Source organism: Pseudomonas sp. DR48 (assembly GCF_019823085.1).
Lineage (GTDB): Bacteria > Pseudomonadota > Gammaproteobacteria > Pseudomonadales > Pseudomonadaceae > Aquipseudomonas.
Genome location: NZ_CP081946.1, coordinates 1,890,349 through 1,915,541 on the forward strand (window position 1 = coordinate 1,890,349; position 25,193 = coordinate 1,915,541).

The following is a 25,193-nucleotide window of genomic DNA, read 5'->3' on the forward strand; positions in this document are numbered from 1 at the left end:
GTCTGAGGGGGATTTGCCTTGCCCGCGCTCTTGGAACTGGTGGAAGATGAAATCCGATAACCACCCTCGTGGCCAAGACCAGTCACCGCGTGGCAGATCTGTTCGCCATTTCCGACCGGGGTTATCTTCGAGAAAGCTACCGGGCCGACGTTATTCTGATCAAACCAGAGCCACGCGGCTTTTTCCGTTTGCAGACAACCGGTCCTGTCTCAATGCAACTGGACACCCTTCGCCGGACAGTTTTGCCGTAACAGCGTCAGCACCACGTTCGTATCGGGACGAATTGCCTGGCCCGACAAACGTCTAAATGACAGCTGTCAGGGTTATCCCCTACGGTTCATGCGCTAACACGCGTTTCTTTTGTCCTCGAGTGCACCGACATGATCCACATCACCCTGAGCGACGGTTCATTGCGTGAGTACGACCAACCCTTGTCGGTGTATGAATTCGCCGCGAGCATCGGTGCGGGCTTGGCTAAAGCAGCTGTGGCCGGTCGGGTCGACGGGGTGTTGGTGGACTGCAGGTTCATGATCGAGGCTGACGCCCGCGTGAGCATTGTCACGCCTCAAGAGCCTGACGGGCTGGAGATCTTGAGGCGCTCGTGCGCGCTGATGCTCGCGATGTCCATCAGACAACTCTATCCAAAGGCGCAATTGCAGACCGGAGCGGCACTGGGTGACGGCTTTTTTTATGAGTTTACGTTTGAGCGCCCCTTAGACCTGTTTGACCTGGCGTGCATCGAAACGCGCATGAAGATCCTGGCAGCAACCAATCATTCAATCCGGTGCCGTATGCTCACTCAGACGTTGTCCGCCTACCTTATTGGGGACTTCGAGTGCGTGTCAGTGGGCCCGCATGTGCCAGCAACCCGAGTGTTGGAGGCATTCGCCCTCGACCACATCAGCGGAACTGCGCCGCAGCGGATCTATGGCACTTGCTGGTCCTGCCAACAGGAGCTCGAAGACTGGTTGGCGCCGCCACACGTCATTATCGTCAACATGGATGATCGTCAGGCCGATTATGCGCAATCGGTGACCGAGGCCCTGCGTCGAAACGGTGTGCGCGCTCGTGCGGACTTACGCAATGAAAAGGTCCGCCACAAGATACGCGAGCACAGTCAGCAGGTGCCGTATCTGGTGGTGATCGGGGAAAAAGAAAAAACAGGCGGGTTTGTCAGTGTGCGCAGCCGAACGGGGGAAGATTTCGGCACGATGGCTGTTGAGGTGGTGTGTGACTGGCTGAGGTCGACAGGCATTGCGGGCACATGAACCGGCTCGCCCCCTTCAGATACATACCGTCTCTGTGGGAGCGAGCCTGCTCGCGATGCTATTAAGCTCTAGGCTTAACCGTTCCGCAGTCCTGCCCCAACCAGACAGCACGGGTATCGAGACTGCCCTTTTGCTGGATGCCCGTCGCGTTGAATGTGCCGTTGACCTTGGTGGTGAACTCACGGTCACTGAGGAAAGTCGCTACACCGGCACCCTGCGCTTTCGGGCAACTGAAACGGAATTTCCACTGATTGCCGTTGCGGTCAGTGATTTCCTGTTTGCAGCCCGATTGGGGATCAGTCAACGGAATATTGTCTGATTTCACCTGCTCTGGCGTCAGGCAAGCGCGAATCCCCTTGCCACCCATGGTGATGCCCTGCTTCTCCAACTGCGCGCGCTGTTGCGGGGTCATCTGGCCCTGCAATTGGCCGAGGATCAGCTGCAAGTCCGGCAGATTCTGGTCATCGACCTTCATGTTGCTCGTGGTCAGCTCCCACAAACCTGGCTGCAGCATCTGTGCCTGAGCGGCCACGGGGAGTGCTAAACCAAAAGCCAAGGCCAAGCCCAGCAGACGAACGTTCATCGAGTAACTCCTGATCAGTAGTGGCCGTTAGACGTCAGCCATTGGCTTCGGTTCATGGACCAATTAAATAGCGACATTCTGCACGGAACATGGTCTGTTAAGCACTGAATCTTCAGGAGCAAGGCTGCCCCATGGATTACTTTGGACCGCACATTTTCGGCTACATGATTGCACTGCTTCATACGCTGGGCCTGATCGCTGCCATACACGCCGTGCTCACCGTCCGGACCGCCCAGGGATCTATCGCCTGGGCCCTGTCTTTGATATTCATTCCTTACCTCACGCTGGTTCCGTATCTGGTATTCGGCCGCAGCACCTTCGATGGTTACATCAAGGCCCGGCGCCAGGCCAACGAGGAAATGCGCAAAGCCATCTCCGAGCTCAACTGGCGTCCGTGGGTGGAAGAAGCGCTGACCGCCCGTGCTTCAAGTGCCTACGCATCGTTGAGAGCCATGCCGAAATTAGGGCGCATGCCGTGCCTGGCAAACAACGAAGTGCAATTGCTGATCAATGGCCAAGCCACCTTTGACGGGATTTTCGCAGCCATCGAGAACGCAAAGGAAGCGGTGCTGATTCAGTTCTTCATTATTCACGACGACCGCCTCGGCCAACGCCTGCAAAATCTGCTGATCAAGAAAGCGGCTGAAGGCGTGGCGGTTTATCTGTTGTACGACCGCATCGGCAGCCATTCCTTGCCCCACAGTTACGTGCAACCGTTGCGCGATGCGGGCGTCGAGGTCAAAGCCTTCGCCACCCGCAGTGGCTGGCTCAACCGCTTCCAGGTCAACTTCCGTAACCATCGCAAGATCGTGGTGGTCGATGGTGTGCTGGGGTTCGTTGGCGGGCATAACGTCGGCGACGAGTACATGGGCGAGAAACCACCGCTGGCGCCTTGGCGCGACACCCACGTACGCGTGCGCGGGCCGGTGGTGGCCTGCATGCAGGAGTCGTTCGCTGAAGATTGGTTCTGGGCGGCGCGCTCGTTGCCACAGCTGATCCTGCCGGACGCCTACCCGGACGACGGCGTGCTCTGCCAATTACTGGCAAGTGGTCCGGCCGATTCCTACGAAACCTGTTCATTGTTCTTCGTCGAAGCCATCCATGCGGCGACAGAGCGGATATGGATTACCAGCCCGTATTTCATTCCCGACGAAGCCGTGTTCGCAGCCTTGAGACTGGCGGTTTTGCGAGGTGTGGATGTGCGATTGTTGCTGCCGTCTCGGCCGGATCACCGCATCGTCTATGCGGCCTCCAGCCTGTATGCCTTCGAAGCCGTGCGTGCAGGTGTACGGGTTTTTCGCTACCAGCCGGGCTTTTTGCATCAGAAGGTGGTGTTGATCGACAGCGAAATCAGCGCCATCGGCAGTGCCAATCTGGACAACCGATCGTTCCGCCTGAATTTCGAAGTGATGCTGCTGACAGTTGACAGCGCGTTTGCCGCCGAAGTGGAACAGATGCTTAACGACGACTTCGCCCAGGCCCATGAAATCGCCAAAGAAGAAAGCCGGGAGACCCATCGCCTGCAACACATTGGCATGCGGATCGCCCGGCTTATTTCACCGATTCTCTAAAGGTAGATGTCGTCGCGAGTCCATGGCAGTTCATGACTGCCATCCGGATGAGCTTTCACCGCGAGAATCTGGTGCAAATTGATCCAGCCCCTGGCGAACGCATAGGCGCATCCCGCCAAGTACAACCGCCAGATCCGCAATGCCTGTTCAGGGACCAGTTTGGAAGCTGCTTCCAGGTTGTCTTCCAGACGTTCGCTCCAGTGGTCCAGGGTGCGCGCGTAATGCAGACGCAGACTCTCGACATCGACAATTTCCAGCCCCGCTTCGCTGATCTCTGCGGAGATCATCGCCAAATGCGGCAGCTCGCCGTTGGGGAACACATACTTCTCGATGAATTCACCGGCACCACGTCCTACCGGACGCCCGTCAGTGTGCTTGGCGGTGATCCCGTGGTTCATCACCAGCCCGCCCTCTTTCACCGCTCCGAACAACGTTTTGCAATACTCGGCCAGGTTTGCATGACCGACGTGTTCAAACATGCCGACGCTCACCACTTTGTCGAAGCGACCATCCTGAGGCAGATCACGGTAATCAAGCAGCTGCAGTTCCACCAGATCGTCCAGGCCTTCGGCGGTCACCCTTTCACGGGCGAGGGCCAGTTGCTCTTTACTGAGGGTTATCCCGAACACCTTCGCGCCGAACTCACGGGCCGCGTACCGTGCCAGTCCGCCCCAACCGCAACCGACATCCAGCAAGTAGTCGCCTGGCTGCAGCCGTAGCTTGCGGCACAGATGACGGAATTTCGCTTGCTGGGCTTGCTCCAGGCTTTCACTGCCGGTCTCGAAGTACGCGCAGGAATACGCCATGTCGCTGTCGAGCCACAACTGATAAAACGCATTGGAGAGGTCGTAATGGTAGGAAATGGCCTTGGCGTCAGTTTCCTTGTCGTGAACAGTGCGCACAGGCTGGCTGTCCCCGTCCTCGCTGAGTAACGCCTGGCTCCATTCATCACAGACGCGAATCACGTCGCTGATCGAGCCTTCCAGTTCGAGTTTGCCTTCGACAAACGCCGCTCCGAGCGCGTCCAGGCTTGGATGAGTGAACTGGGAAACCATATGTGGGTCCTTGACCACAATTGTGACGCTGGGCGCCGGCCCCAGATTGAATTCATGGCCGTCCCAGAGTCGCAGGCGTAACGGTAGCTGCAGATTCTGTAAGGCCGGTGGAAGTTGCGCGAGCATGGATAATCCCCCTTGTTTCAGACGTCTGATGTGAGGGTAGACCATCTTAGAAAATTAGCTGCCTATCGAATGAATAGCCATTTTCTATGGTTCGCGGCGCTTCAACCAACCGTCCTGAATCCACTGTTTCAGCCATGTAACAGCTTGAAGTGGCGCGCCCTCACCATAGCTGACTGCTAAATCGGAACACAGTTCAGCAAAATTCCAGTGCTCCTGAAACATGCCTTTTAGAGCCCTCGCCTCACCAGATTCGACGCTTCGGTAATGACAAACCAGCTCGCTGCGCCAGATCACCACCACATGAGGGGCTTTCAACGCTGCGCTACCGGGGAAACCGCTTTCGTCTTTTACCGAGCGCCATAGCGCAACACTGTTGTACGCACATTCTCGCCATTGCACGGTGGTACTCGGACAGACCTGCAGCGTCGACCAGTCCTGCGGCGGCAAAATGGCCATGTCTTGCAGCGTCAACGGCTTGCATTCAGGTGCATCGAACGCCAGGGTGAATGCCCATTCAAGCGCTGCCAACTCGGCGAGCGCCGCGCTTTGCTCAGGCACCAGATGCTGGCGAATGAAATACTCAAAACCTTCGCCTAACCATCTCAAACTGAAATGCACCGAGGGTGATTGACGAATGTAGGCAGCGGCGAGCTGTTCGAATTCAACGTCACCCAACCAATGCCAGATAACCGGATAGTCGCCACGCAACACTTCCAAAAGCCGAGCCTGATAGGCGCTGTGATAAATCGCCAGACCCGTATTCACGTCCAGCGTCGGGCCACCAATCAGGCCGGTGCTCAATGCCGGACAGGCTGCGGACTGCTCACCCAACAGATAACTTTCAAAGGCCAGTTGCCAATCGATCAGGCGCATTTCAGTCTCCGGGCCAGCACGCTATCGCCCAGCTCTCGAGCCTTTTGCAGTTCCCCAAGCAGCTCTTCAAAGGGCGGTAGATGGTCATCGCGTTCCAGCAATGTGGCCACCGGGCCGAGATGCTCAAGCGTACGCTCATAAAGCGCCCAGACCGAATCGCTCACGGGATGATCATGGGTGTCGATCACGTAATCGCCATAATCGCTGTGACCCGCCAGGTGAAGCTGCCGAACTTTGTTTGCCGGCAGCCCTTGAATGAAAGTCCACGGATCGAAACCGTGATTGCGCGAGCTCACGTACACATTGTTAACGTCCAGCAACAGCTCGCAGCCGCTCAGCCGGCTGAGTGCCTCAAGAAATTGCCATTCGCTGAAGTCATCGTCGGCGCTGCGCACATAACTGGAGACGTTCTCCAGCACCAACGGCCGTTGCAACACATCCTGAACCTGCCGAACCCGCTCAGCCACGTAGTAAAGGCTTTCTTCGGTGTAGGGCAACGGCAGCAGGTCATGCAGCTGATGAGCGTTGCCGCGGCTCCAACACAGGTGATCTGAAATCCACGCTGGCTTTACTCGTTCAGCCAGAAGCTTGAGTTGATTCAAATACGCGAGATCCAGGGGATGGGGACCGCCGATGGACATCGAAACGCCATGCATCACTACCGGATAACGCTCGGCAATTGCATCGAGGTAGTACAAGGCTTTTCCGCCCTGAACCATGAAATTTTCGGAGACGACCTCGAACCAGTCCACGGCGGGTGACTGCTCGAGAATCTGTTGATAGTAGGCACTGCGTAAACCCAGGCCGTAGCCCAGGCAAGGAAGGGAAGCAGACATTTGCGGGCTCCTCGCAAAGTGGCCGCAGTGGCGCACACCACTGCGGCGGCACGGGTGGTCGGTTATTCGCCGACCTTGCCACCTGCTTTCATGCATTCCGTCTGAGTCATTGCCTTGAAGCCGTGACCTTTGCAAACGCCCTGACCTTTGCAGGCATTTTCCGCAGTCTTGCAATCGTTCATGCCTGCGCACGACGTCACGCCGTAGCAGTGCACCTGAACAGCGTCAGCAGCCTGTGCCTGCGTGGCCACACCGGCAAACAAAGTCGCTGCGGCGAAAGCGAGAGCGGCACCGGCAGTGGCGTTTTTGAAGTTCATATTTATATCCTCGGTAATCGTCAGGGTGGTCGGCTGGACGGTTTGTTCAGTCCCGACACAGCACTAGAGCGCGGTGCCCCCAACGGCGTTACAGAGGAACGAAAAAAGTTTTCGGGGCGCCTAAGGCGCCTCCTCCAACTTCAGCAGTGGCTCTTGAAAACGCAGCAATCGTCCGGCATTACCGAGCACCAGCAACGTGCTGAGGTTATGCAGCAATGCGGCGATCATGGCGCCGGCGGCACCGAGCCAGCCGAATGCCGCGAAGGCAACAATCGCCAGGGTCCAGCCCAGACCGATGATGACGTTGACCTGCAACGTCTGCCGACACTGGCGACTCAACCGCACACAAGTGCCGAGCCGACGCAGGTCGCTGCCGATCAGCACGATATCGGCAGAGGCCAGCGCGATGTCCGCACCGCCAGCACCCATGGCCACACCGACGACACCGGCCTTGAGTGCCAGCGAGTCGTTGATGCCATCGCCCACCACCATAGGCCGGAAACCGTTTTCGATTTCCGTCAGCACACGATTGAGTTTGTCCTCAGGCAAGGCTTGCGCTTCGACATCGCTGATGCCGACATCACGAGCCAGCGTGTGCGCGACACTTTGCCGATCACCGGTGAGCAACAACTGACGACCCAAGCCCAACTCTCGCAACTCGCTCAAGGCAAATCGAGCCTCAGGTTTGACACTGTCGGCGAGCAACAGCCAGGCAAGGAATTCACCGTTGAGCGCCAAGCCGGCAATCGGGCCATCGTGTTCGGGAACCGCCGACGTGACGATGCCCAATTGCGCAAACAACTCCGGGCGACCGAGTGCCGCTTCGCCCTGCTCTGTCATCGCCACTACGCCCAAACCCTGACGTTCGTGAATGTCCGACAGCAGCAGAAAATGTTCCTGCGTGACCAACCCGGCAAGCGCGCGACTGACTGGATGACTGCTGGCCGAACCAAGGCTCGCGGCGAGCTTCATGACATGGCTGCGGTCCACCAAAGGACTGTCGATGGACTGCAACCGCAACGTGCCAAACGTCAGCGTTCCGGTCTTGTCGACCACCAGTGAGGTGAGGTCAGCCAACTCCTCAAGGAACGCCGAACTGCGGATCAGTATCCCGTGACGTGCCGCGACCGCGACACCAGCAATCGCCGTGGCGGGCGCCGACAACACCAATGCACAAGGACACGCCGCCACCAACACCGCGAGCATCGCCTGGGCATCGTTGGTGACAAACCAGGTCACTGCCGCTAACAACAACACCAACACCATGTAGCTGCCGGCATAGCGTTCGAGCAGACGGGTGATCGGTGGCTTGGACCGCTCGGCGCTTTGCATCAGCGCGATGACTTTGCCCAAGGTCGATTCGTTGCCGGTGCGCGTCACTTCGATCCGCAACAGGCCGTCGAGATTGATCGCTCCGCCGAAGACCTGCATGCCGACACCCGCCTCTATCGGAACGGACTCACCGGTAATCGATGCGGTGTCGAGGCTCGCCTGTCCCGACAACACTCGACCGTCGGCCGGCACTCGATCGCCCGCACGCACTTCCACGATGTCGCCGGCCTTGAGTGTGCCGTTGTCGACTTCGAGTATCGAACCGTCTGCCTGAATCTTGCGGGCATGGCTGCGGGTCAGTTTGCCGAGGGCACGGATCGCTTCCTGAGAACCGATGACGCTGCGCTCCTCCAACACGTGGCCAAAGATCATGATGATTGGCAGTAAGGCGGCGGTCAGCAAATCTCCCGTGGCCCAGGCACCCAACATGGCGAGAGCGATCAGTTGATCGGTGATTCCGTGCAGGCTTGGATAACGCAAGCTGTACCACGCCGAGCGCATCACCGGCACAGCCACCAGTAGCGAAGCGAAGCCCAACAACAATTGGCTGACACCGGTCTGCTGTGGCGACAACCAACGCCAGATCAGCCCGAGACTGAGCAAGCCCAGTGCAAGCATGGCCAAGGTCAATTGACGCGCGGCGCTGCGTTGTTCAGCCGAGGACAACAGGCTCGGCGCGGTGGTTTGGGCAGTCATTGTGCGGCTCCCTGAATGATCAGGCGCGAATCGTCTTTCGGATTGACCGTTGTCACCGAGCCGGCCTGGCCGAGAATTTTCGGCATGCGCTCACGGTAAATTCGTAGCAACATTTGCGGGTCGGTGCCCTGTTGTTGCGCCTTGGCCAGGCTCAACACAGTGGCGGTATCGGCAGAGGCTTTTGCCAGTCGTTCGCTCGCTTGGGCATGGGCGACTTGCAGCGTTCGATCACCTTGCTCATTGGCGGTCTGAGTCAGCTTCTCGGCTTCGGTACGCGCATTGGCAACGGCTTTGTCGGCCTGTTGGCTGGCGGTCAGCACGGCGTTGAAGGCGTTTACCGCAGGGCCTGGCAGGCTCGACTGCACGTCCACGCGCGCAACTTCGATGCCGATGCCCTGCCCTGTCGCTTTAAGCTCGGCCAGGCGTTGATTGATGCCCTGCACCAAATCACCCCGCAGACGTTCGCGGCGTTCGGCCGATTGAGTATCCGTGCCGATCAGTTCCGGGCGAGCCACCAGGATCGTGTCCAGGTCCCGGGCAGCCGTCAGCGCAACGGCGCTGCGAGTGACCAGTCGATCGAGTGCCGGCAGCACATGCTCACCTTGAAGCACAAAGGCGTAAGGTTCAGTGACCTTGTAGAAAACCCGTACATCGAGTTGCACCACGCCGGCGTCTCCAGTCAGCAAATAACCAGAGCCTGCGAGCGCATCGCTCAAGGGGGTCGCGAACGACGCCACTCGATCTCCCTGCAACGCTGCATCGCTGCGAAGAAGATTTTCCACCCGTCGTTCGATCACCCGATCTGCTGCCGGCAACAGAATCACTTGCTCAAAAGGTCGCGGCCAAGCCAACAGCAGGCCGGCGTTCTGGATGCGATCCAGGGCGCCAAAATGCAGAACCGCTGCGCGATTTTGCGGATCGATTTGCCGCACATTGGAAAACGCCCACGCCAACGCAGCCAGAACAGTCACCGCATAAAGCGCGAGAAAAGCCAATCGTCCAGCCTGAATCCATGGGCTACTTAACTCATGTGTTCCACGTGGAACTAATTTCATGGCTGCGACCCGGGTTTGATATCGAGGGTCGGCGGCCCATCAACCAACACCCGAAAAGGCGCGGCATCGGTGCGCAAAATCAGTTTGGTCCCCGGCGTAACGATCGTGCCTAACGTGTCGAGCGAGCGCAGCAAGTTGTAAAGCTGAGGTGAGCCGGCGTAGGCGCGCCCGTAAATCTGCGCCGCTTCGACGCGGGATTGGGCTTCGATGTCAGCCGCTTTCACCGTTGCATCTGCTTGTACGATTCGCGCGTCACGCTCGGCGGCGGAGCGAATTTGCGCCGCTTCACGTTTGCCGATGGCAGTCCGTTCGGTCGCAATTGTTTCACGCTCGGCGCGCATGCGGTCAACGGTGGCGGTGAGCGTCACCGACGGCAAGGTCAAGCGTTCGATACCCACTTGCAGCACCCGAACGCCATAAGTGGTGAGTAATTGTTGATCGATCTGTTGACGCAACTGCGCCTCGAAATCGGCGATGTGGACCTGGTTGGCGTCGGTATTCACCAGGTTCGCCAGATCGAAACTGCTCGCTGTAGTTTCCAGAGCGGAGCCTACAAAGGTACGAATCTGCCGCGCCGCTTCGTCCGGCTGATTTTGCACTGCGCGCATAAAACGCTGCACGTTATCGGGATCGCCCTGAACCTGCCACGCCACATAAGCCTGAACAATGATGCGCAAGCCGTCGCGCGTGCCGACATCCTGCAAACCGCTGGAAGTCGTGCGCAGCCGCAGATCGACAGGAATGGCGGCTTCAAAAGGTGCAGGCCAGCGCCAGCCGAGTCCTGGTTCCAGCAACACCCGCGAAGGATTGCCGAAGCGTGTGATCACCGTCGCCTCACCTGACCGAACTTGGACGAGGCTCGCGGCGGCGATGGCGAACGCCACCAGCAACGCCGCCCACCCCATGCGCCGCCATGGGAATGGCCCCGCTTCTTCGGGATCACCGTGATGGTGATGATGGTGGCCGTGGTGATGCCCGCCATGGCCTTGATCGTGGCCGGCGTGGTCATCGTGATCGTGGGTGTGCGACGGGCTCAATGGGCAGCTCCTGGTTGAACGCTGGAACGCGGCGACGCAGGATCAGCCGGCAGCGTGAAAGTACGTAGGTCGATGGTCGGCGCATTGCTGCTGCCGCCCAGACGATGATCGAGCACCAGCAACCTGGCATTGGCCAGGCCCTGAGTCAGCTGGCTGAAATACTGCTCCAGCACAAAAGCCTGGCCCGCACTGGCATACGCCTTCTGCTCGGCAGTGAATTTCAAATCCGCCGCCTGAGCGGTGGAATTGATTTCGCGCGCACTGGCGGTCGCTTGATCGCGAGCGATACTGGCTTGCAGTTGCGCCTGATTGGTCGCCTCTGCTGCCGCACCGCGCTCGCGGGAGATCAATGCCTGAGCGCCAATCTGCGCCGCCTGAACACCGTGATAGGCGTTGGCGGCGCCCGCTGGCGGATGAATCGCTTCGACTACGGTGGCCAGAATTTCCACACCGCTGTCGAGTTTTTGCAGGTCCGCCTGTACCGCCCGACCAATCTCCTCGGCCAGCCCTACCCGGTCCTCACCGAGCAAACCGTCGAGGGTTCGTGAGGCGAAGTCATGAACCAGAATGCGGCTGGCGGTACTGCGGATCAGTGTCGGCACATCGGTGCTTTTGTAGGTCGCGGCCAACGCGGCTTGGTCAGTCAGGCCGATGCGATAGACGAAGCGCACGTCCATATTGACGATCTGAAAGCTCTGCTTGTCGCCACGGCTGCTGGCAATGACCTGGGATTTATCGTTCACATGGCTGGCGTCCCACAACCGATTGGCTGTTGCTGGCGGCGGACCTTCAGCAGGATCGGTCACCAGCGGTGCCGAGGCATCGCCAACGCTGGTCGCCAGTTCGTGAACCACGCCATTTTCAACGCTCAGCACTCGACCCAACGGCCACGGTAAACCGGCGTGCAAACCGGGGCCGAACACGTCTACCGGTTTGCCGAAGCGCTCGTAAATACCTCGTCCTTGGAGGGGAATTTCGTGAATACCGGTCAGCAACCAGCCCACGATTGCCACCACTGCCAACACCGGAAGAAACGCCCGGCGCATGTAGGTGAAAGCCCAAATCTGCCGCAGGTCGATGCCAAAGCGGTTGTGCAGTTCGTGTTGCAACGCCAGCAAGGGTTGCGGCGGCCAACGCAGCAGGTCGGCGACAAAACTTCGCGCCAATAAACCCGGCTCAAGGGATTCACGACGAGGACTGAACAACGACAGCACCGCGCGCAGCAGCAACTCGACCGCGACCAGTCCCGGCAGCAAGCCGATCAAAACGGCCAGACGCACTGGCCAAACCGATGCTTCGCTGGCGAACAACAAACACAAGGCGCCGAGCACCAGGCAAATGATCGCGACCCGGCTCATCTGCGCCAACGGCGCTGCCTCGGGCCACTCAGCCACATTTTCCTGAGCCAGTTGGCGCTCCAACACCAGCAAACCAAACGCCAGCAACAAAGACAGCGCGGCGCCAATGCTCGCCGATACATCCAGCGGGCCGGGAGGCAATGCCAGGTTCCAGAACTGGCTGAGGCTGTACAACGTCAACAACGCCCAGCCGCCGAGCCAGAGTGTCGGCGCACCGACCTGACTCAGCAGGCGCGCCGAACGCTGACCGAGGCCGTCCAGCAGCCGCTCATACCAGCCTTCAGGGGCAACGGCGTCGTCAACCTCCACCACGACCGGCAATGTTGGGTTCATGGCCCACGCCCGCCACTGCGTCACCCACCAGGCCGATTGCAGACCGGCGATCAGCACCAGCAAGCCAGCGCTCTGACTGACCAGCAATGCGGCCCACAGCGACAACGGTGCAAACAGCCCGACAAAAAACGCCAACGCTAAACCAACTGCCGCCAAGGCACTCAGGCCAATGGCGAACTGGCGCAATCGCCGTCCTTGAAAAACCGCCTGCTGAAAGCGCGGCAGCCCTGCTACCGGCGTCCCATCGACTTCGAGATCGACTTGCATACCACCCCATTGCTTATCATTGATCACATCGCAATTCGTTACGATATAACGAAAGTGGTGAAATTTATGTGCTAAATCGCTTTATCTAAAAACGCACGACCTGTCGCTTGCCTGAAGCCTTGACCGAAATAGCCGGAAACGCACATATTACGCTCGTAATTTTATTCAAAGACTATTTTATCCAGCCCGATTCCCCTTCCAGGAGTGCATCCATGAACACCTACGACGTCGTGATTCTGGGCGGTGGTCCCGGTGGTTATAACGCAGCGATTCGTGCCGGTCAGTTGGGATTGAAGGCGGCGTGCGTCGAAGGCCGCGCGACCCTCGGCGGCACCTGCCTGAACGTCGGCTGCATGCCCTCCAAGGCGCTTTTGCATGCCTCGGAGCTCTATGACGCGGCCATGGGCAGTGAATTCGCCAACCTGGGGATTGAGGTCAAACCGACCCTCAACCTCGCCCAGATGATGAAGCAGAAGGATGAAAGCGTCGCCGGGCTGACCAAGGGCATCGAATTTCTGTTTCGCAAAAACAAGGTTGACTGGATCAAAGGCTGGGGCCATATCGACGGGCCAGGCAAAGTGACCGTGACTGACAACCAGGGCGCCAAGACCGAGCTGAGCGCCAAGGACATCATCATCGCCACCGGTTCCGAGCCCACTCCCCTGCCCGGCGTCGAGATCGATAACAAGCGTATCCTCGATTCCACCGGTGCGCTGTCTCTGGCTGAAGTGCCGAAGCACCTGGTGGTGATCGGTGCCGGCGTGATTGGCCTGGAACTGGGTTCGGTGTGGCGGCGCCTGGGTGCCCAAGTGACCGTAGTCGAATTTCTCGATCGTATCTGCCCTGGCGTGGATGCAGAGGCGGGCAAAACCCTGCAGCGCTCGCTGAGCAAACAGGGCATCAGTTTCAAGCTGAGCTCGAAAGTCACCCGCGCCACCCCATCGGCAAGCGGCGTTCAACTCAATGTCGAACCCGCTGCCGGCGGTGCAGCCGAAACGATTGAGGCCGATTACGTGCTGGTAGCCATCGGCCGGCGGCCTTACACCGAAGGCCTCGGGCTGGAAAACGTCGGTCTCACCACTGACAAGCGCGGCATGTTGGCCAACAAGGGCCATCGCACCGAAGCGGCGGGCGTGTGGGTGATCGGCGATGTCACTTCCGGGCCGATGCTTGCCCACAAGGCCGAGGATGAAGCCATGGCCTGCGTCGAGCAGATCGTCGGCAAGGCTGGCGAGGTCAACTACGACCTGATTCCCAACGTCATCTACACCAGGCCTGAGCTGGCGAGCGTCGGCAAGACGGAAGAGCAGCTCAAGGCTGAAGGTCGCGCGTACAAGGTCGGCAAGTTCCCCTTCACCGCCAACAGCCGGGCAAAGATCAACCACGAGACCGAAGGCTTCGCCAAAGTGCTGGCCGATGAGCGCACGGATGAGATTCTCGGCGTGCATCTGGTGGGACCGAGTGTCAGTGAAATGATCGGCGAGTATTGCGTGGCGATGGAGTTCAGCGCGTCAGCTGAAGACATTGCGCTGACCTGCCATCCGCATCCGACACGGTCCGAGGCGTTGCGTCAGGCAGCGATGAATGTGGAGGGGATGGCGACGCAGATGTAAGAAGCCTGCAGATGATCGTTCCCACGCTCTGCGTGGGAATGCCTCTACGGACGCTCTGCGTTCGGCTCTTGATGTGACGCGGAGCGTCACGGGCTGCATTCCCACGCAGAGCGTGGGAACGATCGGATATAGCGGCAACGCAATTTTAAGTTGGCAAATGCCCCAACGGCAACGCCCCTGGCGTCTTCACCGTATGAATCGCAAAGTTGCTGCGGATGTCACTCACCCCCGGCAACTTCAGCAGTCGCTCGGTGAGAAACCGGTCATACCCGCGCAAATCCGGCACCACCACTTGCAGCAGAAAATCCGATTCTCCTGACACCAGAAACGCCGAAATCACCTCAGGCAGCGCCGTCACCGCCAGGCGAAAGGCTTCTGCCTGCTCATCGTTGTGGCGTTCGACCTTGACCCCGACAAACACCGTCAGCCCAAGCCCCACCTCGTCACGATCCAGATTGGCCTGATAGCCGCGAATCACCCCGGCTTCTTCCAGCATTCGCACCCGACGCAAACACGGCGAGGCAGACAAACCGATCTCCTCCGCCAGTTGCACATTGCTCAAGCGGCCGTCCCGTTGCAGCGCGGCGAGAATTTTGCGGTCGTAGGCGTCTAGTTTCACTGTTTGGCAGATCCTGATGGCTTGCACACCTCAAAGTGGCAGGTTATGCCAAATATCGAGGCTTTAGAAGCGCACAACGCAAGCACCTGCCCCACCCTTGAGCCCTAGACTGGCGCTACCAAATCGACAACGAATGGGGTGCAACATGGCGGGGCTCTGGCTGTTTTTCATGGCGCTGGTGGTGGTGTATTTGTTGCCGGGGCCCGACATGATTCTGCTGCTACAGACCGGCGCCCGGCAGGGTAAAGGCGCGGCGTTGGCGACGGCGGTGGGCCTGGGCATTGCCCGTGGTTGTCATGTGGCGTTGGCTGCCTTGGGGTTGGCGGCGTTGTTCAAAGCCGCGCCGTGGACCTTCGATGTGGTGCGTCTGGCGGGGGCTGCGTATTTACTGTGGATCGGCATCCAATGTCTGCGAACCACGATGCTGCCGAGCCTGAACAGTGCAGACACAACCACCGAGAAATCACGTTGGCGTGACGCGATCCAAAGAGGTTTGCTGACCAACCTGCTCAACCCTAAAGCGCTGCTGTTCTGCTCGGTATTGCTGCCGCAGTTCATCAACCCCAGTGCCGGGCCGGTACTCGCACAATTTGCGGTGTTGGGCGTGATCCTGGTCAGCGTCGGTTTGCTGTTCGACAGCGCCTACGCCTTGGCCGGAGCCGCACTGGGGCGCTGGCTGCAACGCAGCCCGTCGGCTCAGCGCCTGCAACAGTGGTTGTTCGGCAGCCTGTTGATTGGTTTCGCCGTGCGGCTGACCTTTGTTCAACAGGCTTGATCCTTACTGCGCTTTACGACGGCGGCGCCGACTGATCACCACCAGCGCCGCTGCCGTTACCGCTATCACACCGCCAATCTGCAATGGCTTTTTGTAGGGGCGCAACGCCGAGCGCGCGGCGTCGGTAACCTGGGTCACGTACCGTTTATCGGCCCTTTGAAAGTCCGGCTCTTGGCATTGATGCCCGAAATCACCTGCCCAAACCACATAAGGGCCCTCCTCAACATAGCGACGGTAGAAGGCGCTTTGCTCTTGCAGGCTGGTGCCCCACGACGAAGCCTTGCACAGCACCGAAGCAAACGCCTGGCTGCCATGGGGCAAGTGATCAGCGGCTTTGCTCGCCAGGGCCGTGGCTACAAAGCGGTAATGAAAACGCTCATCTGGTTGCGCCAACGAGGCTTGCTGGCGCTGCACTTCACCCGGGGCCATCAGCGGGCCGACCTTGAGTTCGGGAGTTTCCAGACTGTAATTGCCGCCAAAGGTGGCGTAATCCGGTGACATTTCGTAACCCAACAGCTCCATTCCGTCAAAACGGGCCACTGTCGCAGCATAGTAATAAGCAAATGCACGCTTGGTTGGCCACCATTTCGATTCGGCATCGTGGCGCAATTGCCCATACCACGTCGCCTTTTGTTGTAACTCCACGCTGTCGAAGTACTTCGGCGCCTCGTCATACCGCTCTTCACGCAGCAACCGCCGCCCAAGCAAATTGCGCAGTTTCGCCGCCACCGGCAACGGCACGTAGTTATCACGGTCCTGCTGGCTGAGCGGTGGCGGTGCTGGCACCTGGGTGTCGACGTAGTGCTTGAGTTCATCGACGGTCAACACGCGCTCGGCAACGGTCGCGGCATCGAGCCAGTAGATGCTTTGGCTACGATAGAGCTGATCGAACGCTTGCAGGTAATCGCCGCGTTGCAGCGACAGAATTGCGCTTTCACCCTCGACCCGGCATTTGGGTTGGAGGCTTTCAAAGTCGTAGTCCGGCGTGCGCCGCTCACCCCAGGACTCATTCTGCGGGAAGGCTTGGGCCGCCTTGGCATACGCCGCAGCCGCCGCGTTTTTATCGCCCTCGCGCAACGCCAGTTTCGCCCGCAGCCACCACGCCAGACCGCCGTCCCCGGCATGCTCAAGGAACGCTTTGGCGCTGGCGTAATCGCCCTGTTGATAATTCATCGCCGCCAGTCGGTCAGCGTTATCCAGGCTGCCGCGCGTGCTGCTTTGCAGAAGTTTGATCAATTTTTGTTCATTTGGCGGTTGATCACCGAATGACCAGCCCAAGCGGCTGATCAGTGATGCCGTGACCATCTGCTGCACCGGTTTGCCTTTGAGCAGCTCGGTCAGTTGATCGTCAGGCAATGCCAGCAGATCAGCCATCAACAATTTGAGCGAGGTGTAGCCCACCGCCGAACCGTGGAGGTTTTGTGTGGCGTAGAGTTCGACGGCGCTGTTCCAGTCGCCCGCCGTCCGGGCCACGCGGGCCTCCTCGCCGAGGCTGGCGACACCCAGTTCCAGCGGGTCGCTGAAGCCGTCAATGCTCAGTTGACGGGTCTGCTCGAAGGCCTTTCGCGACTGCGCCAGCAGGTCAGGCGTTGCGTCCGTCTCGGCGCTCATGGCAAACAGCGCACGGCCCAGCGAGTAGGCCGCCCACGTGCTGCGCAACGGGCGTTGATCCGCTGGCAATGCCAGCACCTTCTGGAAGTACTCGGCGGCCAACCCATGATCACCCGCGCCAAACGCCACAGCGCCCGCCAGGTAGAGCATGTGCTCAGGCGGCAGGCTCGCGCCTTGAGCCTCGACTTGATGTGCATCGGTCAGCGTGCGCAACTGTTTGACCAGCGCCTGCTGTTCAACCGTCAAGGCGACTTGCTCGGCCTGGTCCCGTTGATCGGCGTAGTTGGGCTCATCGCCGTAGCCGGAGGACGGATTGTTGGTGGCGGCCGTGACATTCTTCAGCCCGGCGATCGCATGTCCGAGGCGATTGATCTCGAACTGGAAGTTGCCTTCCGGCAGCTCTGCCAGCGACTGGGCGCGGTTGTCCAGCAAACGCATCGGGAAGTCCGGCCCACAGGCCAGCGCCGAACCCAGCGGCAGACTGAGGCTCAGGCAAAGCAGATGGCGGGGCCAGTTACGGGTGAACATTCGAACCTCCTTGATCAATGTGTGTGCAGCGTGCCCAACCGATGCCGCGTTGCCCGCCGGCCGGTAGCCGGCCCTCGCGCTGGCGGGTGAAGGTAAGCAGATCCGGGCTTTGTTGCAATGCATAACCGGCCAGCGCATCAGCGCCATCACAGCCCTGAACCGCCAGCGTCACACGTTCGGGCCAGGCACTGTCGAGGTTGCCTGGATTGCTGACGCTGATGTCATAGAGACCATCCTGTGCGCTGAGTTTCAAACTCAAGTGACTGTCGAGCACATCACCGCGCGCAACGGCACCCAGCGTGTTCAGGCTCCAGGCACGACGATCCCCCGCCAGCGGCAGGCGAAACCAGATCAAACCGGCCAGACGCGCGGGTGGATCGGCGCGCAACTCGGCGGCAAGCTTGCTCAGCTGCACAGGGTCCGCGAGCAATTCCCGGCGTTTACCGACTCGTTCGACCGGCACTTCACTTTCCACCACCGGCGCACCGCTGGCCCCGGGCAACAACGCCACGCCATAGGCCGGTAGCGCCAGATAAAAAGGTTTCGAAGTAATGCGGCTCCAGGCTTTGGCCCATTTCCCGGCCTGAACCGCGTCAAACAAGCCACGACGCGGATCGCTGACCGCATGCACCTGCAACACGCTGCTGTCGACGGTCGCCAGAAGTGCCGGCAACTCAGGGCTGTCGATCCAGGCCGGCAGCGCGGTAATACTCAACGGTACAGAGGCGGGTATAACCGCGCGTAAATGCGTCAGAAATTCCCGATAAGCCGGCAGCCGAGCGCTACCCGCGTCATGGTCGATTTCCACGCCAGAGAGAATCAGCCCCTGCCCTTGCCAATCGCCGAGCACTTGCTGGATTTGCGCCGTAACCTCGTCCTGATCCAGCGCCTTGAGTTGGCCATCGAGGCGAATCACCGCAATCAGCGGTCGGCCATCGCGTTTGAGCAGCGCCGGATTGATCCGCGCCCTGCTCCAACCGGCCCCAGGAAACGCCTGCAACGCCAGCACGCGCAACGTCGAAAAATCCGCGCGACTGTCCTTTAGCGCGGCGTCATGGGCCGGCGTCCATTGCCGTTGCCAGACGTAGAGTTGCTGATCGAGCGGCGGTGCGGTTTTTTGCTCGCAACCGTTGAGCCACATCAACGCGGCAAACACCACCGCCAAACGAATTAAACACATGAAATGCCGGGTCCCTGCCAACGCAAAGTCGCAGGGTACACAAAACCCGTGGGGGCTAGGGCTTGCGGGCGATGATCACCTGACTTTTCGCCACGACCGCGTCCAGCGCCTGCTTGATCTGCGCGCCACGGGGCGATGCCAGAACAGCCTGCCAGGTGTCGGCCCAGTGGTTGAGCAACGGGTGATCGGCATTGCTGAAATCGACCTTGGCTTCCCAGAACAACAGCATCCACATCGACCAGTAAAAGCCGTACTGGCTATGGCTGAGCACTTCCAGGCCGGCGTCGCTGACCATCGCCTTGAACTGCTCTTCGCTGATGATGCGAATGTGGTTGGGCTTCTGGAAATACTCCGGGGCGGCGATGTCTTTTTGCAGGTCTTCGGAGCTTGGGTGCGGGACGCTAAGCAAGTACAACGCGCCCGGTTTGCCAACGCGGACCAGTTCGGCGAGGAACTGCGCCGGATCGTCGACATGCTCGATGACTTCGGTGGACACCACGCGGGTAGCGGTCGCATCGGCAATCGGCAGCGGGTTGCAGTCGGTGACATGGCATTCGATGTCACGCGCCGGCGTGTCGCTCAAACGCTGGCGGGTGGCTTCAACCTTGGCCGCATCGATGTCGGCGATGATGATTTTGGCCCCGCGCATGCCACAGAAATGCACGTTACCGCCGTCACCGCAGCCAACGTCCAGCAGCGTGTCCTCAGCCCTCACCGGGAACCCGGTGAACAGCTCACCGGTTTCCTGATTGAACCAGCCGCTGAGCATCGCATCGTGCAGGCCGAGCATGTAAGGGTCGACCTTCTCGACCTTGTCCGCCGCAGGTGCGGGAGCGGGCGTACCCGCCGTGAGTTTCTTCAAAAGGCTCAGCATGAGGTAGCTCCAGAGGTTTGGGCGGCTGTTCGGGACGTGCCCAGGCGTTTGACCAGCGACGCGCCGCGGTTGCGCATGGGCATTTCGATAAAGCGGTAGTTGAGTTCACTGAGCAAGGCGATCAGCCCGCCAGCCACCAGCAACGTCAGGATCGGGTGACCGCCCGGGCTGGGCAGACCAACAGCCTGCAAGCGAAAGGTGAATTCTCGCACCAGCAAATACGCAGGAATGTGGATCAGATAAATCCCGTAGGAGCGACTGCCCACCCAGGTCATCACGTTCTTGAACACACCGCGCGGCATCAAATAATCACGGTTGTAGGAAGCGATCCAGACCAGCGCCGCGCACAGCAAGGCAATCGCGCCGATGCGGTAATTAGTAAAGGTGAAACGGTCCGTCGCCATGAAACTGAGCGCCAACGACAACGCGATAAGCGCCGAAAGACCGGCCAAGGGACGGCGTAAAAAAGTAGGCTCCCAGCGCAGATATGAAGGTTGCGCACTCCACATCGCCAACAGGATGCCAAGTGCCAGCGCATCGGTGCGAACCACCATCAGGATCGGCGTGCGTAAGGTGAATATCTGCACCGCGACCAGCGCCAGCAAGGCCCAGACCAGATGCTTGCGGCACAGCAGAATCAGCAGCGGAAACAGCAGGTAGAACTGCTCCTCCAGCGACAGGCTCCAGTAGACGAAACTGGTGCCGTACTCATAGTGAAAGAAACTGTCGGCGAAGCGGAAGTTGGCGTACTGCGCGACCCCGGCCAGGGTCGCTTGCAGGTTGGCGTGCAACGTACCGAACGCCCCGGAGCGATTGAGAAACAGACAGGCCAGCAACATCAGCGCCAGCCACAACCAGGCCGACGGCAACAATCGAAACGCCCGTCGCAACCAGAAATTGCGTGTTTGCTGCCAGTATTCCTGGCGCGTGCTGCACCCTTGCAACGCTGGGATCAGGCTGCGTGCGATGACGAACCCGGAGATGGCGAAAAACAGATCAACGCCCCACCACGGCTGGCCCAGCGCGGTGATCGCTTGCAACAGAGGCACCGGGGCCGCGAACAGGCTGTCTTGCAAGTGATGGAACAGCACGCCGAGCACCGCAATGCCGCGCAACAACTCGATGTCCATGATCCGTCTGTCGTTGCTCATGACGTCCTCCCGGCATCCAAAGGCTTGCGCGCAATGATCACCTGGCTCTTGGGCATGAACTGATCGAGCATCTGCTTGATCGCCAAACCGTTCGGTTGCGCCAGCAGGTCTTGCCAGGTTTTCGCCCAGCTCTCCATCAGTGGCGGATACGGCGCCTGGATCCGGTCGCGCACCGCGCCACCCAGATCCCTTCCGGCGGCCCGTTCACTGGCCCAGAAGAAAATCATGCCCATCACCCAGAAAAACCCGGTGGCCTGTCGATGCTCAATCACCAGGCCGGCGTCCTCGACCAGTGCGGCAAAGCGTTCCGGAGTAAAGATCTGTACGTGATTGGGCGATTGAAAGTAGCTCGCGGGGGCGATGCCCTTCTGCAGATGCTCGCCCACCGGCGCTGGAACGCTGAGCAGATACAACGCCCCCGGTCGGCCCATGCGCACCAGTTCGGCCATGAACGGCTCGGGTTGATCGATGTGCTCCAGCACCTCCATGCACACCACTTTGCTCGCGCAACCGTCGGCCAATGGCAGCGGCAAACTGTTGCTGACCAGACCGAGATTGCCCTTGTCCGACTGCGCATCCACTTGCCGGGCCAGGTCGCGGACCTTGTCGTGCTCGCTGTCGGTGAAAATCACCGACGCGCCCTGACGCACCGCAAACAAAGTCGCAACCCCTTCGCCGCAACCGACATCCAGCAGGGTGTCGTCGGCGGTGATGGCAAAACCTTTGAGCAATTCACCGCTGTCGCCCAAAAACCAACCGTCGAGCACCGCGTCGTGCAAACCCACGTCCCGTGGCGACACACGGCTCTGCTCCACTGGCACCGGCACCGATTCCAGCTCGGGTTTCGCCGCTGGAAACAGACGTCTCGCCAGGGCGCGGATCATGCTTCAGGGGTTTCCACGGCGCGGGTTTCGAACAGTTTGGACAAAAAGCCTTTCAGACGTTGCTCGGCGGTCGCCTGGCTGCAGAATTTTTCGAGGCTGGACACCGCATGCCCGGACATCCGTGCGTAGCGCCCGGCATCGTTTTTGGCAACGTCATAGCTCGCCCGATAAGCGCGGCACAACGACGCCCAGTCGGTGACGTAGCGCAGGGTACGGAACGCCCGGCGCGGATCGTGAGGCCAGGCCGTCAGCTCCTCGGTCGAGTCGATCAGGAACGCATTGTCGGCGTCCAGGTAGTCGATCATTGCCGTAGTACGGGGCGCCACCGCCGGTTTGCCACACGACATGAATTCCATCAGCGGCAGGCATTGGCCTTCGCCGTAGGACGTGTTGACCACGTAGCTGGTCGCCTGCACCAGTTGCTCGTAGTCCGCATCCGCGAGGTAGCCGTGAATCAGCACGATGCGGCAGCGATATGACTGGTTTTTGTACAAGTGATGAAGGATGTCGGACAGCGCTTCTTCGGCATCATGGTGGGTCAGTTTGAGCACCAGCGTTGCATCCTCGACCTCACGGAAGGTCACGCAGAACGCGCTAAGCATGTCTTCCCAGTTCTTGCGCCCGTCACCCGGGTTGAACACAGAGGTGTAGATCACGCCGTCGAGCAGCACCTCATGCTCGAGCGGTGGCGCCGTAAAATCGATACCTTCGCCCTCGCGCAGCTGCGCCGGCCCAAAGGCCCGCAAATCGAGGGTGCGGCTGTCCGCCACCAGGCCTTTGATCGTCAATCGAACCTGATGCGCCGTTGGCTGGCGCTGCAACTGGGCGCCACGCGCCGAGAAACGATCCCACACCGGTGCCGGCACCGCGACGATCGGATACTCGGCACCCATCGCCTCGTGCACGGCATTCACGGTGTAGCTCGAATGAGTAATCGCCGCGCCGCACGCCCGCAAAACGGTGCGCCAGTCATTGCGCGGCTCGCCGACGAAGGGCTCGTTGGGAATGGTGCTGAATTCCCACGCGAACACCGGCAAGGTCGGACAGGCGAGGTGCACGGGTGTGCGATGCGGCGGCGAAAAAGACAGGAACACGCAGTCTTCACCACGCGACAGCGCGTCGAGGTACAAGGCATCGACTTCGGTCTGCGGGTCACTGACTTCCACGACTCGCCCCAGCCGTTCCAGCACGGGCCGATATTCCTTGAGCACGAAGTAATAGCTGTACTCCGAACGACCCAGGTTTTGAGTAATGGTGTACTGGTTGGTTTCCGAATGAATGATGATCAGCATGAGGCGTTATCCGTCACGGTCGCTTTCGGCAGAGCCTGCGGCGTCAGCCCGAAAAAATTCGCCAGGCGTTCCTGCACCGGGGCGAAGGCGCAGTAATCGTGCATGCGCTCGACCGCATCGCGAGACATCCGCTGGTATTCAAGCGGTTGCTCCTTGGCTATTCGGTAGCTGGCTTCATAAGCCGTTTTCAACGAGCCCCAATCCGGTCGATAACGCAGCGTGCGATAAATGATCCGGGTGTCTTGCGGCCAGATAGTCAGCTCCTCGCTGGACTTGACCACAAACGCCACGCGCTCATCGATGTAATCCTCCATGGCGGTGTGGTCCGGGGCGATCACCGGTTTGCCGCTGGCCATGAATTCCATCAGCGGCAGGCACAGGCCTTCACAGCGCGATGCGTTGACGTAATAACTGGTGGCTTCATAGAGCCGGGCGTATTGCGGATCATCCAGGTAACCGTGCATCACCACCACACGGCACGCGAACGGCGAGAGTTGCGCGAGCAAGGTCATCAGCTCGTCGTAGTAGGACGAAAGGTCGCTTTGGGTGATCTTCAGCACCAGCGTGGCGTCGTCCGTTTCGCGGAAGGCCCAGCAGAAAGCGGTGATCAATTGATGCCAGTTTTTACGACCGTCACGAGGGTTGAACACGGTGGCGTAGACCACGCCATCAACCCGGGTTTCGACCTGGGAAGTCGTGTCCGGCCACTGGCGTGGTTGCGGCTCGTGCGCTGCGATTGTCTGCGGGCCAGCGATGGCCGGCAGGTATTGGGCAAGGCGCGCATGAGCGGCGTCCGACAGCAAGTCGCGAATACCCTCCCAATACCAATTGCTCAAGAGCTGCGTGCGATGCACCGGGGTCGGCAGCGTTTTGCCCTTGTCCAGGCGCCACATGTGCAAGTAGTGACGGGCAATGACAAAACGGCGTTTGAGCGTCAGCGGTGGCGGCTTCAAAGCCTCCAGCGCCGCCAGTTCCTCGGCGGTCGGGGGTACGGGAATCAGCGCATCGGCAGACAGCGCGAGCGCGCGTGTGTCGAAAATGCAGCCCTTGATGTCCAGGGTCGAGCCGGCATTCACCGGATGACTGGTGTGACGGCTACGAATGCCCGCGAAGTTTTCCCACAACGGGGTCGGCAAAACCAACACAGGGAAATCGTCGCCCATGGCCCGACGAATCGCCCGGGCCGTGTGGCTGGAAAGCGTGATGACGCGCCCCTGGCGCGCCAGCATTTGCGTCCAGTCCTGGCGCGGGTCGTTGTCCCATTGCTCATCGGGAATCGAGTCAAACTCCCAGGCCACCACGCAGATCGTCGGGCACTCAAGGTCGTTCGGGGTTTTCTGCGGTGGGGTGAATGACAGGAACAGGCTGTCTTCGCCGGCGGCCAGCAATTGTCGATAGAGGGGATCGACCTCGGCGGTGGAGGACACCACATGCACCCGCCCAAGGCTTTCCAGCACAGGGCGATAGGCCTTAAGCACGAAGTAGTAACTGTATTCGGGACGACCGAGGCTCTGGCTGATCGAGCTGTCGTTGACGTCCGAGTAAAGAATGAAATTCATGGCACCCCACGATGAAACCGCCATCCCGGCAGCCTCACTCTATGACGGCAAAACCACGGATCGACCCGGCGTTTACCGGTCGTCGTCCATCGTCTTCTTGCCCGTCTACGTTCTTGTTTTAATGGCCCGTTTCGCGGGGTTTGAAAACAACCCGACCGAACCCTGGGTAATCGTGACGAGGGGCATTCTAAACACATCCATCGAGGATTCGTGAACCGCCCGACGAGAATAAATCGGGCTACGCTAACGAGAACTGACCGGTCACGGTGGGACCTGTTGAAATTGCCGAGCAATTGGCACAGATTGGCTACCAAACAACTACAACAACATATTTCGCCTGTCTTTCGACCAAGCAATCCACCCGGTCTGTCAGACATCTCCACATAGCCTGTGGGGAATG

22 protein-coding genes and 1 pseudogene are annotated in these 25,193 nt (G+C 59.8%); 6 read left to right on the forward strand and 17 right to left on the reverse strand.

Annotated features, from left to right (window positions below):
• Positions 1 to 15 precede the first annotated feature (15 nt).
• A pseudogene (locus tag K5K95_RS33015) lies at positions 16 to 348 on the forward strand (dihydroorotase); the annotation flags it as partial.
• A gap of 32 nt (positions 349 to 380) precedes the next feature.
• On the forward strand, positions 381 to 1,268 hold the full coding sequence (locus K5K95_RS08690) for a His/Gly/Thr/Pro-type tRNA ligase C-terminal domain-containing protein (protein ID WP_222589111.1): 888 nt from the start codon (positions 381 to 383) through the stop codon (positions 1,266 to 1,268).
• Positions 1,269 to 1,329: 61 nt separating this feature from the next.
• Here the strand turns inward: K5K95_RS08690 and K5K95_RS08695 are convergent, their stop codons facing one another.
• Positions 1,330 to 1,851 (reverse strand): DUF3617 domain-containing protein, encoded by a 522-nt coding sequence (locus K5K95_RS08695; protein ID WP_222589112.1) that lies wholly within the window; start codon positions 1,849 to 1,851, stop codon positions 1,330 to 1,332.
• A 131-nt stretch (positions 1,852 to 1,982) separates the two neighbouring features.
• Here K5K95_RS08695 and cls point away from each other — a divergent pair, with 131 nt between their 5' ends.
• On the forward strand, positions 1,983 to 3,422 hold the full coding sequence (gene cls / locus K5K95_RS08700) for a cardiolipin synthase (protein ID WP_222589113.1): 1,440 nt from the start codon (positions 1,983 to 1,985) through the stop codon (positions 3,420 to 3,422).
• Here cls and cfaB read toward each other — a convergent pair.
• From cfaB to hflK (K5K95_RS08740), 8 genes are all read right to left on the reverse strand, one after another.
• Complete coding sequence (gene cfaB, locus K5K95_RS08705) at positions 3,419 to 4,603, reverse strand: C17 cyclopropane fatty acid synthase CfaB (protein ID WP_222589114.1); 1,185 nt, start codon at positions 4,601 to 4,603, stop codon at positions 3,419 to 3,421. The genes cls and cfaB overlap by 4 nt on opposite strands.
• Positions 4,604 to 4,687: 84 nt before the next feature.
• Positions 4,688 to 5,476, reverse strand: a complete 789-nt coding sequence (locus K5K95_RS08710; protein WP_222589115.1) for a DNA-binding domain-containing protein — start codon at positions 5,474 to 5,476, stop codon at positions 4,688 to 4,690.
• Complete coding sequence (locus K5K95_RS08715) at positions 5,467 to 6,312, reverse strand: DUF692 domain-containing protein (protein WP_222589116.1); 846 nt, start codon at positions 6,310 to 6,312, stop codon at positions 5,467 to 5,469. The genes K5K95_RS08710 and K5K95_RS08715 overlap by 10 nt, the downstream gene beginning before the upstream one ends.
• Before the next feature lie 62 nt (positions 6,313 to 6,374).
• Positions 6,375 to 6,629 carry a hypothetical protein gene (locus K5K95_RS08720; protein WP_090177703.1) on the reverse strand — a complete coding sequence of 85 codons (255 nt, stop codon included), beginning with the start codon at positions 6,627 to 6,629 and terminating at the stop codon, positions 6,375 to 6,377.
• Between the two features lie 120 nt (positions 6,630 to 6,749).
• A complete protein-coding gene (locus K5K95_RS08725; protein WP_222589117.1) occupies positions 6,750 to 8,657 on the reverse strand; it encodes a cation-translocating P-type ATPase in 1,908 nt (635 codons plus the stop codon).
• Entirely contained in the window at positions 8,654 to 9,712 is a 1,059-nt protein-coding gene (hflK, locus tag K5K95_RS08730) for a protease modulator HflK (protein WP_222589118.1), read from the reverse strand. The genes K5K95_RS08725 and hflK (K5K95_RS08730) overlap by 4 nt, the downstream gene beginning before the upstream one ends.
• The gene (gene hflC, locus K5K95_RS08735; protein WP_222589119.1) at positions 9,709 to 10,749 is read right to left on the reverse strand and encodes a protease modulator HflC; all 1,041 of its coding nucleotides are present in this window, start codon (positions 10,747 to 10,749) and stop codon (positions 9,709 to 9,711) included. The genes hflK (K5K95_RS08730) and hflC overlap by 4 nt, the downstream gene beginning before the upstream one ends.
• Entirely contained in the window at positions 10,746 to 12,707 is a 1,962-nt protein-coding gene (gene hflK, locus K5K95_RS08740) for a protease modulator HflK (protein ID WP_222589120.1), read from the reverse strand. The genes hflC and hflK (K5K95_RS08740) overlap by 4 nt, the downstream gene beginning before the upstream one ends.
• A gap of 212 nt (positions 12,708 to 12,919) precedes the next feature.
• Between hflK (K5K95_RS08740) and lpdA the strand changes: the two genes are divergently transcribed.
• Entirely contained in the window at positions 12,920 to 14,320 is a 1,401-nt protein-coding gene (lpdA, locus tag K5K95_RS08745) for a dihydrolipoyl dehydrogenase (protein ID WP_222589121.1), read from the forward strand.
• A 145-nt stretch (positions 14,321 to 14,465) separates the two neighbouring features.
• Here the strand turns inward: lpdA and K5K95_RS08750 are convergent, their stop codons facing one another.
• Positions 14,466 to 14,939, reverse strand: a complete 474-nt coding sequence (locus tag K5K95_RS08750) for an Lrp/AsnC family transcriptional regulator (protein ID WP_208670780.1) — start codon at positions 14,937 to 14,939, stop codon at positions 14,466 to 14,468.
• A gap of 145 nt (positions 14,940 to 15,084) precedes the next feature.
• Between K5K95_RS08750 and K5K95_RS08755 the strand changes: the two genes are divergently transcribed.
• Positions 15,085 to 15,714 (forward strand): LysE family translocator, encoded by a 630-nt coding sequence (locus K5K95_RS08755; RefSeq protein ID WP_222589122.1) that lies wholly within the window; start codon positions 15,085 to 15,087, stop codon positions 15,712 to 15,714.
• Positions 15,715 to 15,717: 3 nt separating this feature from the next.
• Here K5K95_RS08755 and K5K95_RS08760 read toward each other — a convergent pair whose 3' ends face one another.
• From K5K95_RS08760 to K5K95_RS08790, 7 genes are read right to left on the reverse strand one after another with little or no spacing between them, the layout of a single operon-like run.
• Positions 15,718 to 17,853: a hypothetical protein gene (locus tag K5K95_RS08760; protein ID WP_222589123.1), complete on the reverse strand. Its 2,136-nt coding sequence runs from the start codon at positions 17,851 to 17,853 to the stop codon at positions 15,718 to 15,720.
• The gene (locus K5K95_RS08765; RefSeq protein ID WP_222589124.1) at positions 17,840 to 19,033 is read right to left on the reverse strand and encodes a DUF3142 domain-containing protein; all 1,194 of its coding nucleotides are present in this window, start codon (positions 19,031 to 19,033) and stop codon (positions 17,840 to 17,842) included. The genes K5K95_RS08760 and K5K95_RS08765 overlap by 14 nt, the downstream gene beginning before the upstream one ends.
• 55 nt (positions 19,034 to 19,088) lie before the next feature.
• Positions 19,089 to 19,907, reverse strand: coding sequence for a class I SAM-dependent methyltransferase (locus K5K95_RS08770; RefSeq protein ID WP_222589125.1), 819 nt, complete (start codon positions 19,905 to 19,907; stop codon positions 19,089 to 19,091).
• On the reverse strand, positions 19,901 to 21,058 hold the full coding sequence (locus tag K5K95_RS08775; protein WP_222589126.1) for an acyltransferase family protein: 1,158 nt from the start codon (positions 21,056 to 21,058) through the stop codon (positions 19,901 to 19,903). The genes K5K95_RS08770 and K5K95_RS08775 overlap by 7 nt, the downstream gene beginning before the upstream one ends.
• Positions 21,055 to 21,942 (reverse strand): class I SAM-dependent methyltransferase, encoded by an 888-nt coding sequence (locus tag K5K95_RS08780; protein ID WP_222589127.1) that lies wholly within the window; start codon positions 21,940 to 21,942, stop codon positions 21,055 to 21,057. Before K5K95_RS08780 ends, K5K95_RS08775 begins: the two co-directional genes overlap by 4 nt.
• Positions 21,939 to 23,234, reverse strand: coding sequence for a glycosyltransferase (locus tag K5K95_RS08785; protein ID WP_222589128.1), 1,296 nt, complete (start codon positions 23,232 to 23,234; stop codon positions 21,939 to 21,941). The genes K5K95_RS08780 and K5K95_RS08785 overlap by 4 nt, the downstream gene beginning before the upstream one ends.
• The gene (locus tag K5K95_RS08790) at positions 23,228 to 24,793 is read right to left on the reverse strand and encodes a glycosyltransferase (RefSeq protein ID WP_261398141.1); all 1,566 of its coding nucleotides are present in this window, start codon (positions 24,791 to 24,793) and stop codon (positions 23,228 to 23,230) included. Before K5K95_RS08790 ends, K5K95_RS08785 begins: the two co-directional genes overlap by 7 nt.
• Here K5K95_RS08790 and K5K95_RS08795 point away from each other — a divergent pair.
• Positions 24,792 to 25,007, forward strand: coding sequence for a hypothetical protein (locus tag K5K95_RS08795; protein ID WP_222590505.1), 216 nt, complete (start codon positions 24,792 to 24,794; stop codon positions 25,005 to 25,007). The genes K5K95_RS08790 and K5K95_RS08795 overlap by 2 nt on opposite strands.
• Positions 25,008 to 25,193: the final 186 nt, after the last annotated feature.

Coding starts and splice junctions, on each gene's coding strand:
- K5K95_RS08690 (WP_222589111.1), top strand. CDS start 381: ATGATCCACATCACCCTGAGCGACGGTTCATTGCGTGAGTACGACCAA.
- K5K95_RS08695 (WP_222589112.1), bottom strand. CDS start 1,851: ATGAACGTTCGTCTGCTGGGCTTGGCCTTGGCTTTTGGTTTAGCACTC.
- cls (WP_222589113.1), top strand. CDS start 1,983: ATGGATTACTTTGGACCGCACATTTTCGGCTACATGATTGCACTGCTT.
- cfaB (WP_222589114.1), bottom strand. CDS start 4,603: ATGCTCGCGCAACTTCCACCGGCCTTACAGAATCTGCAGCTACCGTTA.
- K5K95_RS08710 (WP_222589115.1), bottom strand. CDS start 5,476: ATGCGCCTGATCGATTGGCAACTGGCCTTTGAAAGTTATCTGTTGGGT.
- K5K95_RS08715 (WP_222589116.1), bottom strand. CDS start 6,312: ATGTCTGCTTCCCTTCCTTGCCTGGGCTACGGCCTGGGTTTACGCAGT.
- K5K95_RS08720 (WP_090177703.1), bottom strand. CDS start 6,629: ATGAACTTCAAAAACGCCACTGCCGGTGCCGCTCTCGCTTTCGCCGCA.
- K5K95_RS08725 (WP_222589117.1), bottom strand. CDS start 8,657: ATGACTGCCCAAACCACCGCGCCGAGCCTGTTGTCCTCGGCTGAACAA.
- hflK (WP_222589118.1), bottom strand. CDS start 9,712: ATGAAATTAGTTCCACGTGGAACACATGAGTTAAGTAGCCCATGGATT.
- hflK (WP_222589120.1), bottom strand. CDS start 12,707: ATGCAAGTCGATCTCGAAGTCGATGGGACGCCGGTAGCAGGGCTGCCG.
- lpdA (WP_222589121.1), top strand. CDS start 12,920: ATGAACACCTACGACGTCGTGATTCTGGGCGGTGGTCCCGGTGGTTAT.
- K5K95_RS08755 (WP_222589122.1), top strand. CDS start 15,085: ATGGCGGGGCTCTGGCTGTTTTTCATGGCGCTGGTGGTGGTGTATTTG.
- K5K95_RS08760 (WP_222589123.1), bottom strand. CDS start 17,853: ATGTTCACCCGTAACTGGCCCCGCCATCTGCTTTGCCTGAGCCTCAGT.
- K5K95_RS08765 (WP_222589124.1), bottom strand. CDS start 19,033: ATGTGTTTAATTCGTTTGGCGGTGGTGTTTGCCGCGTTGATGTGGCTC.
- K5K95_RS08770 (WP_222589125.1), bottom strand. CDS start 19,907: ATGCTGAGCCTTTTGAAGAAACTCACGGCGGGTACGCCCGCTCCCGCA.
- K5K95_RS08775 (WP_222589126.1), bottom strand. CDS start 21,058: ATGAGCAACGACAGACGGATCATGGACATCGAGTTGTTGCGCGGCATT.
- K5K95_RS08780 (WP_222589127.1), bottom strand. CDS start 21,942: ATGATCCGCGCCCTGGCGAGACGTCTGTTTCCAGCGGCGAAACCCGAG.
- K5K95_RS08785 (WP_222589128.1), bottom strand. CDS start 23,234: ATGCTGATCATCATTCATTCGGAAACCAACCAGTACACCATTACTCAA.
- K5K95_RS08795 (WP_222590505.1), top strand. CDS start 24,792: ATGGCACCCCACGATGAAACCGCCATCCCGGCAGCCTCACTCTATGAC.
- K5K95_RS08790 (WP_261398141.1), bottom strand. CDS start 24,793: ATGAATTTCATTCTTTACTCGGACGTCAACGACAGCTCGATCAGCCAG.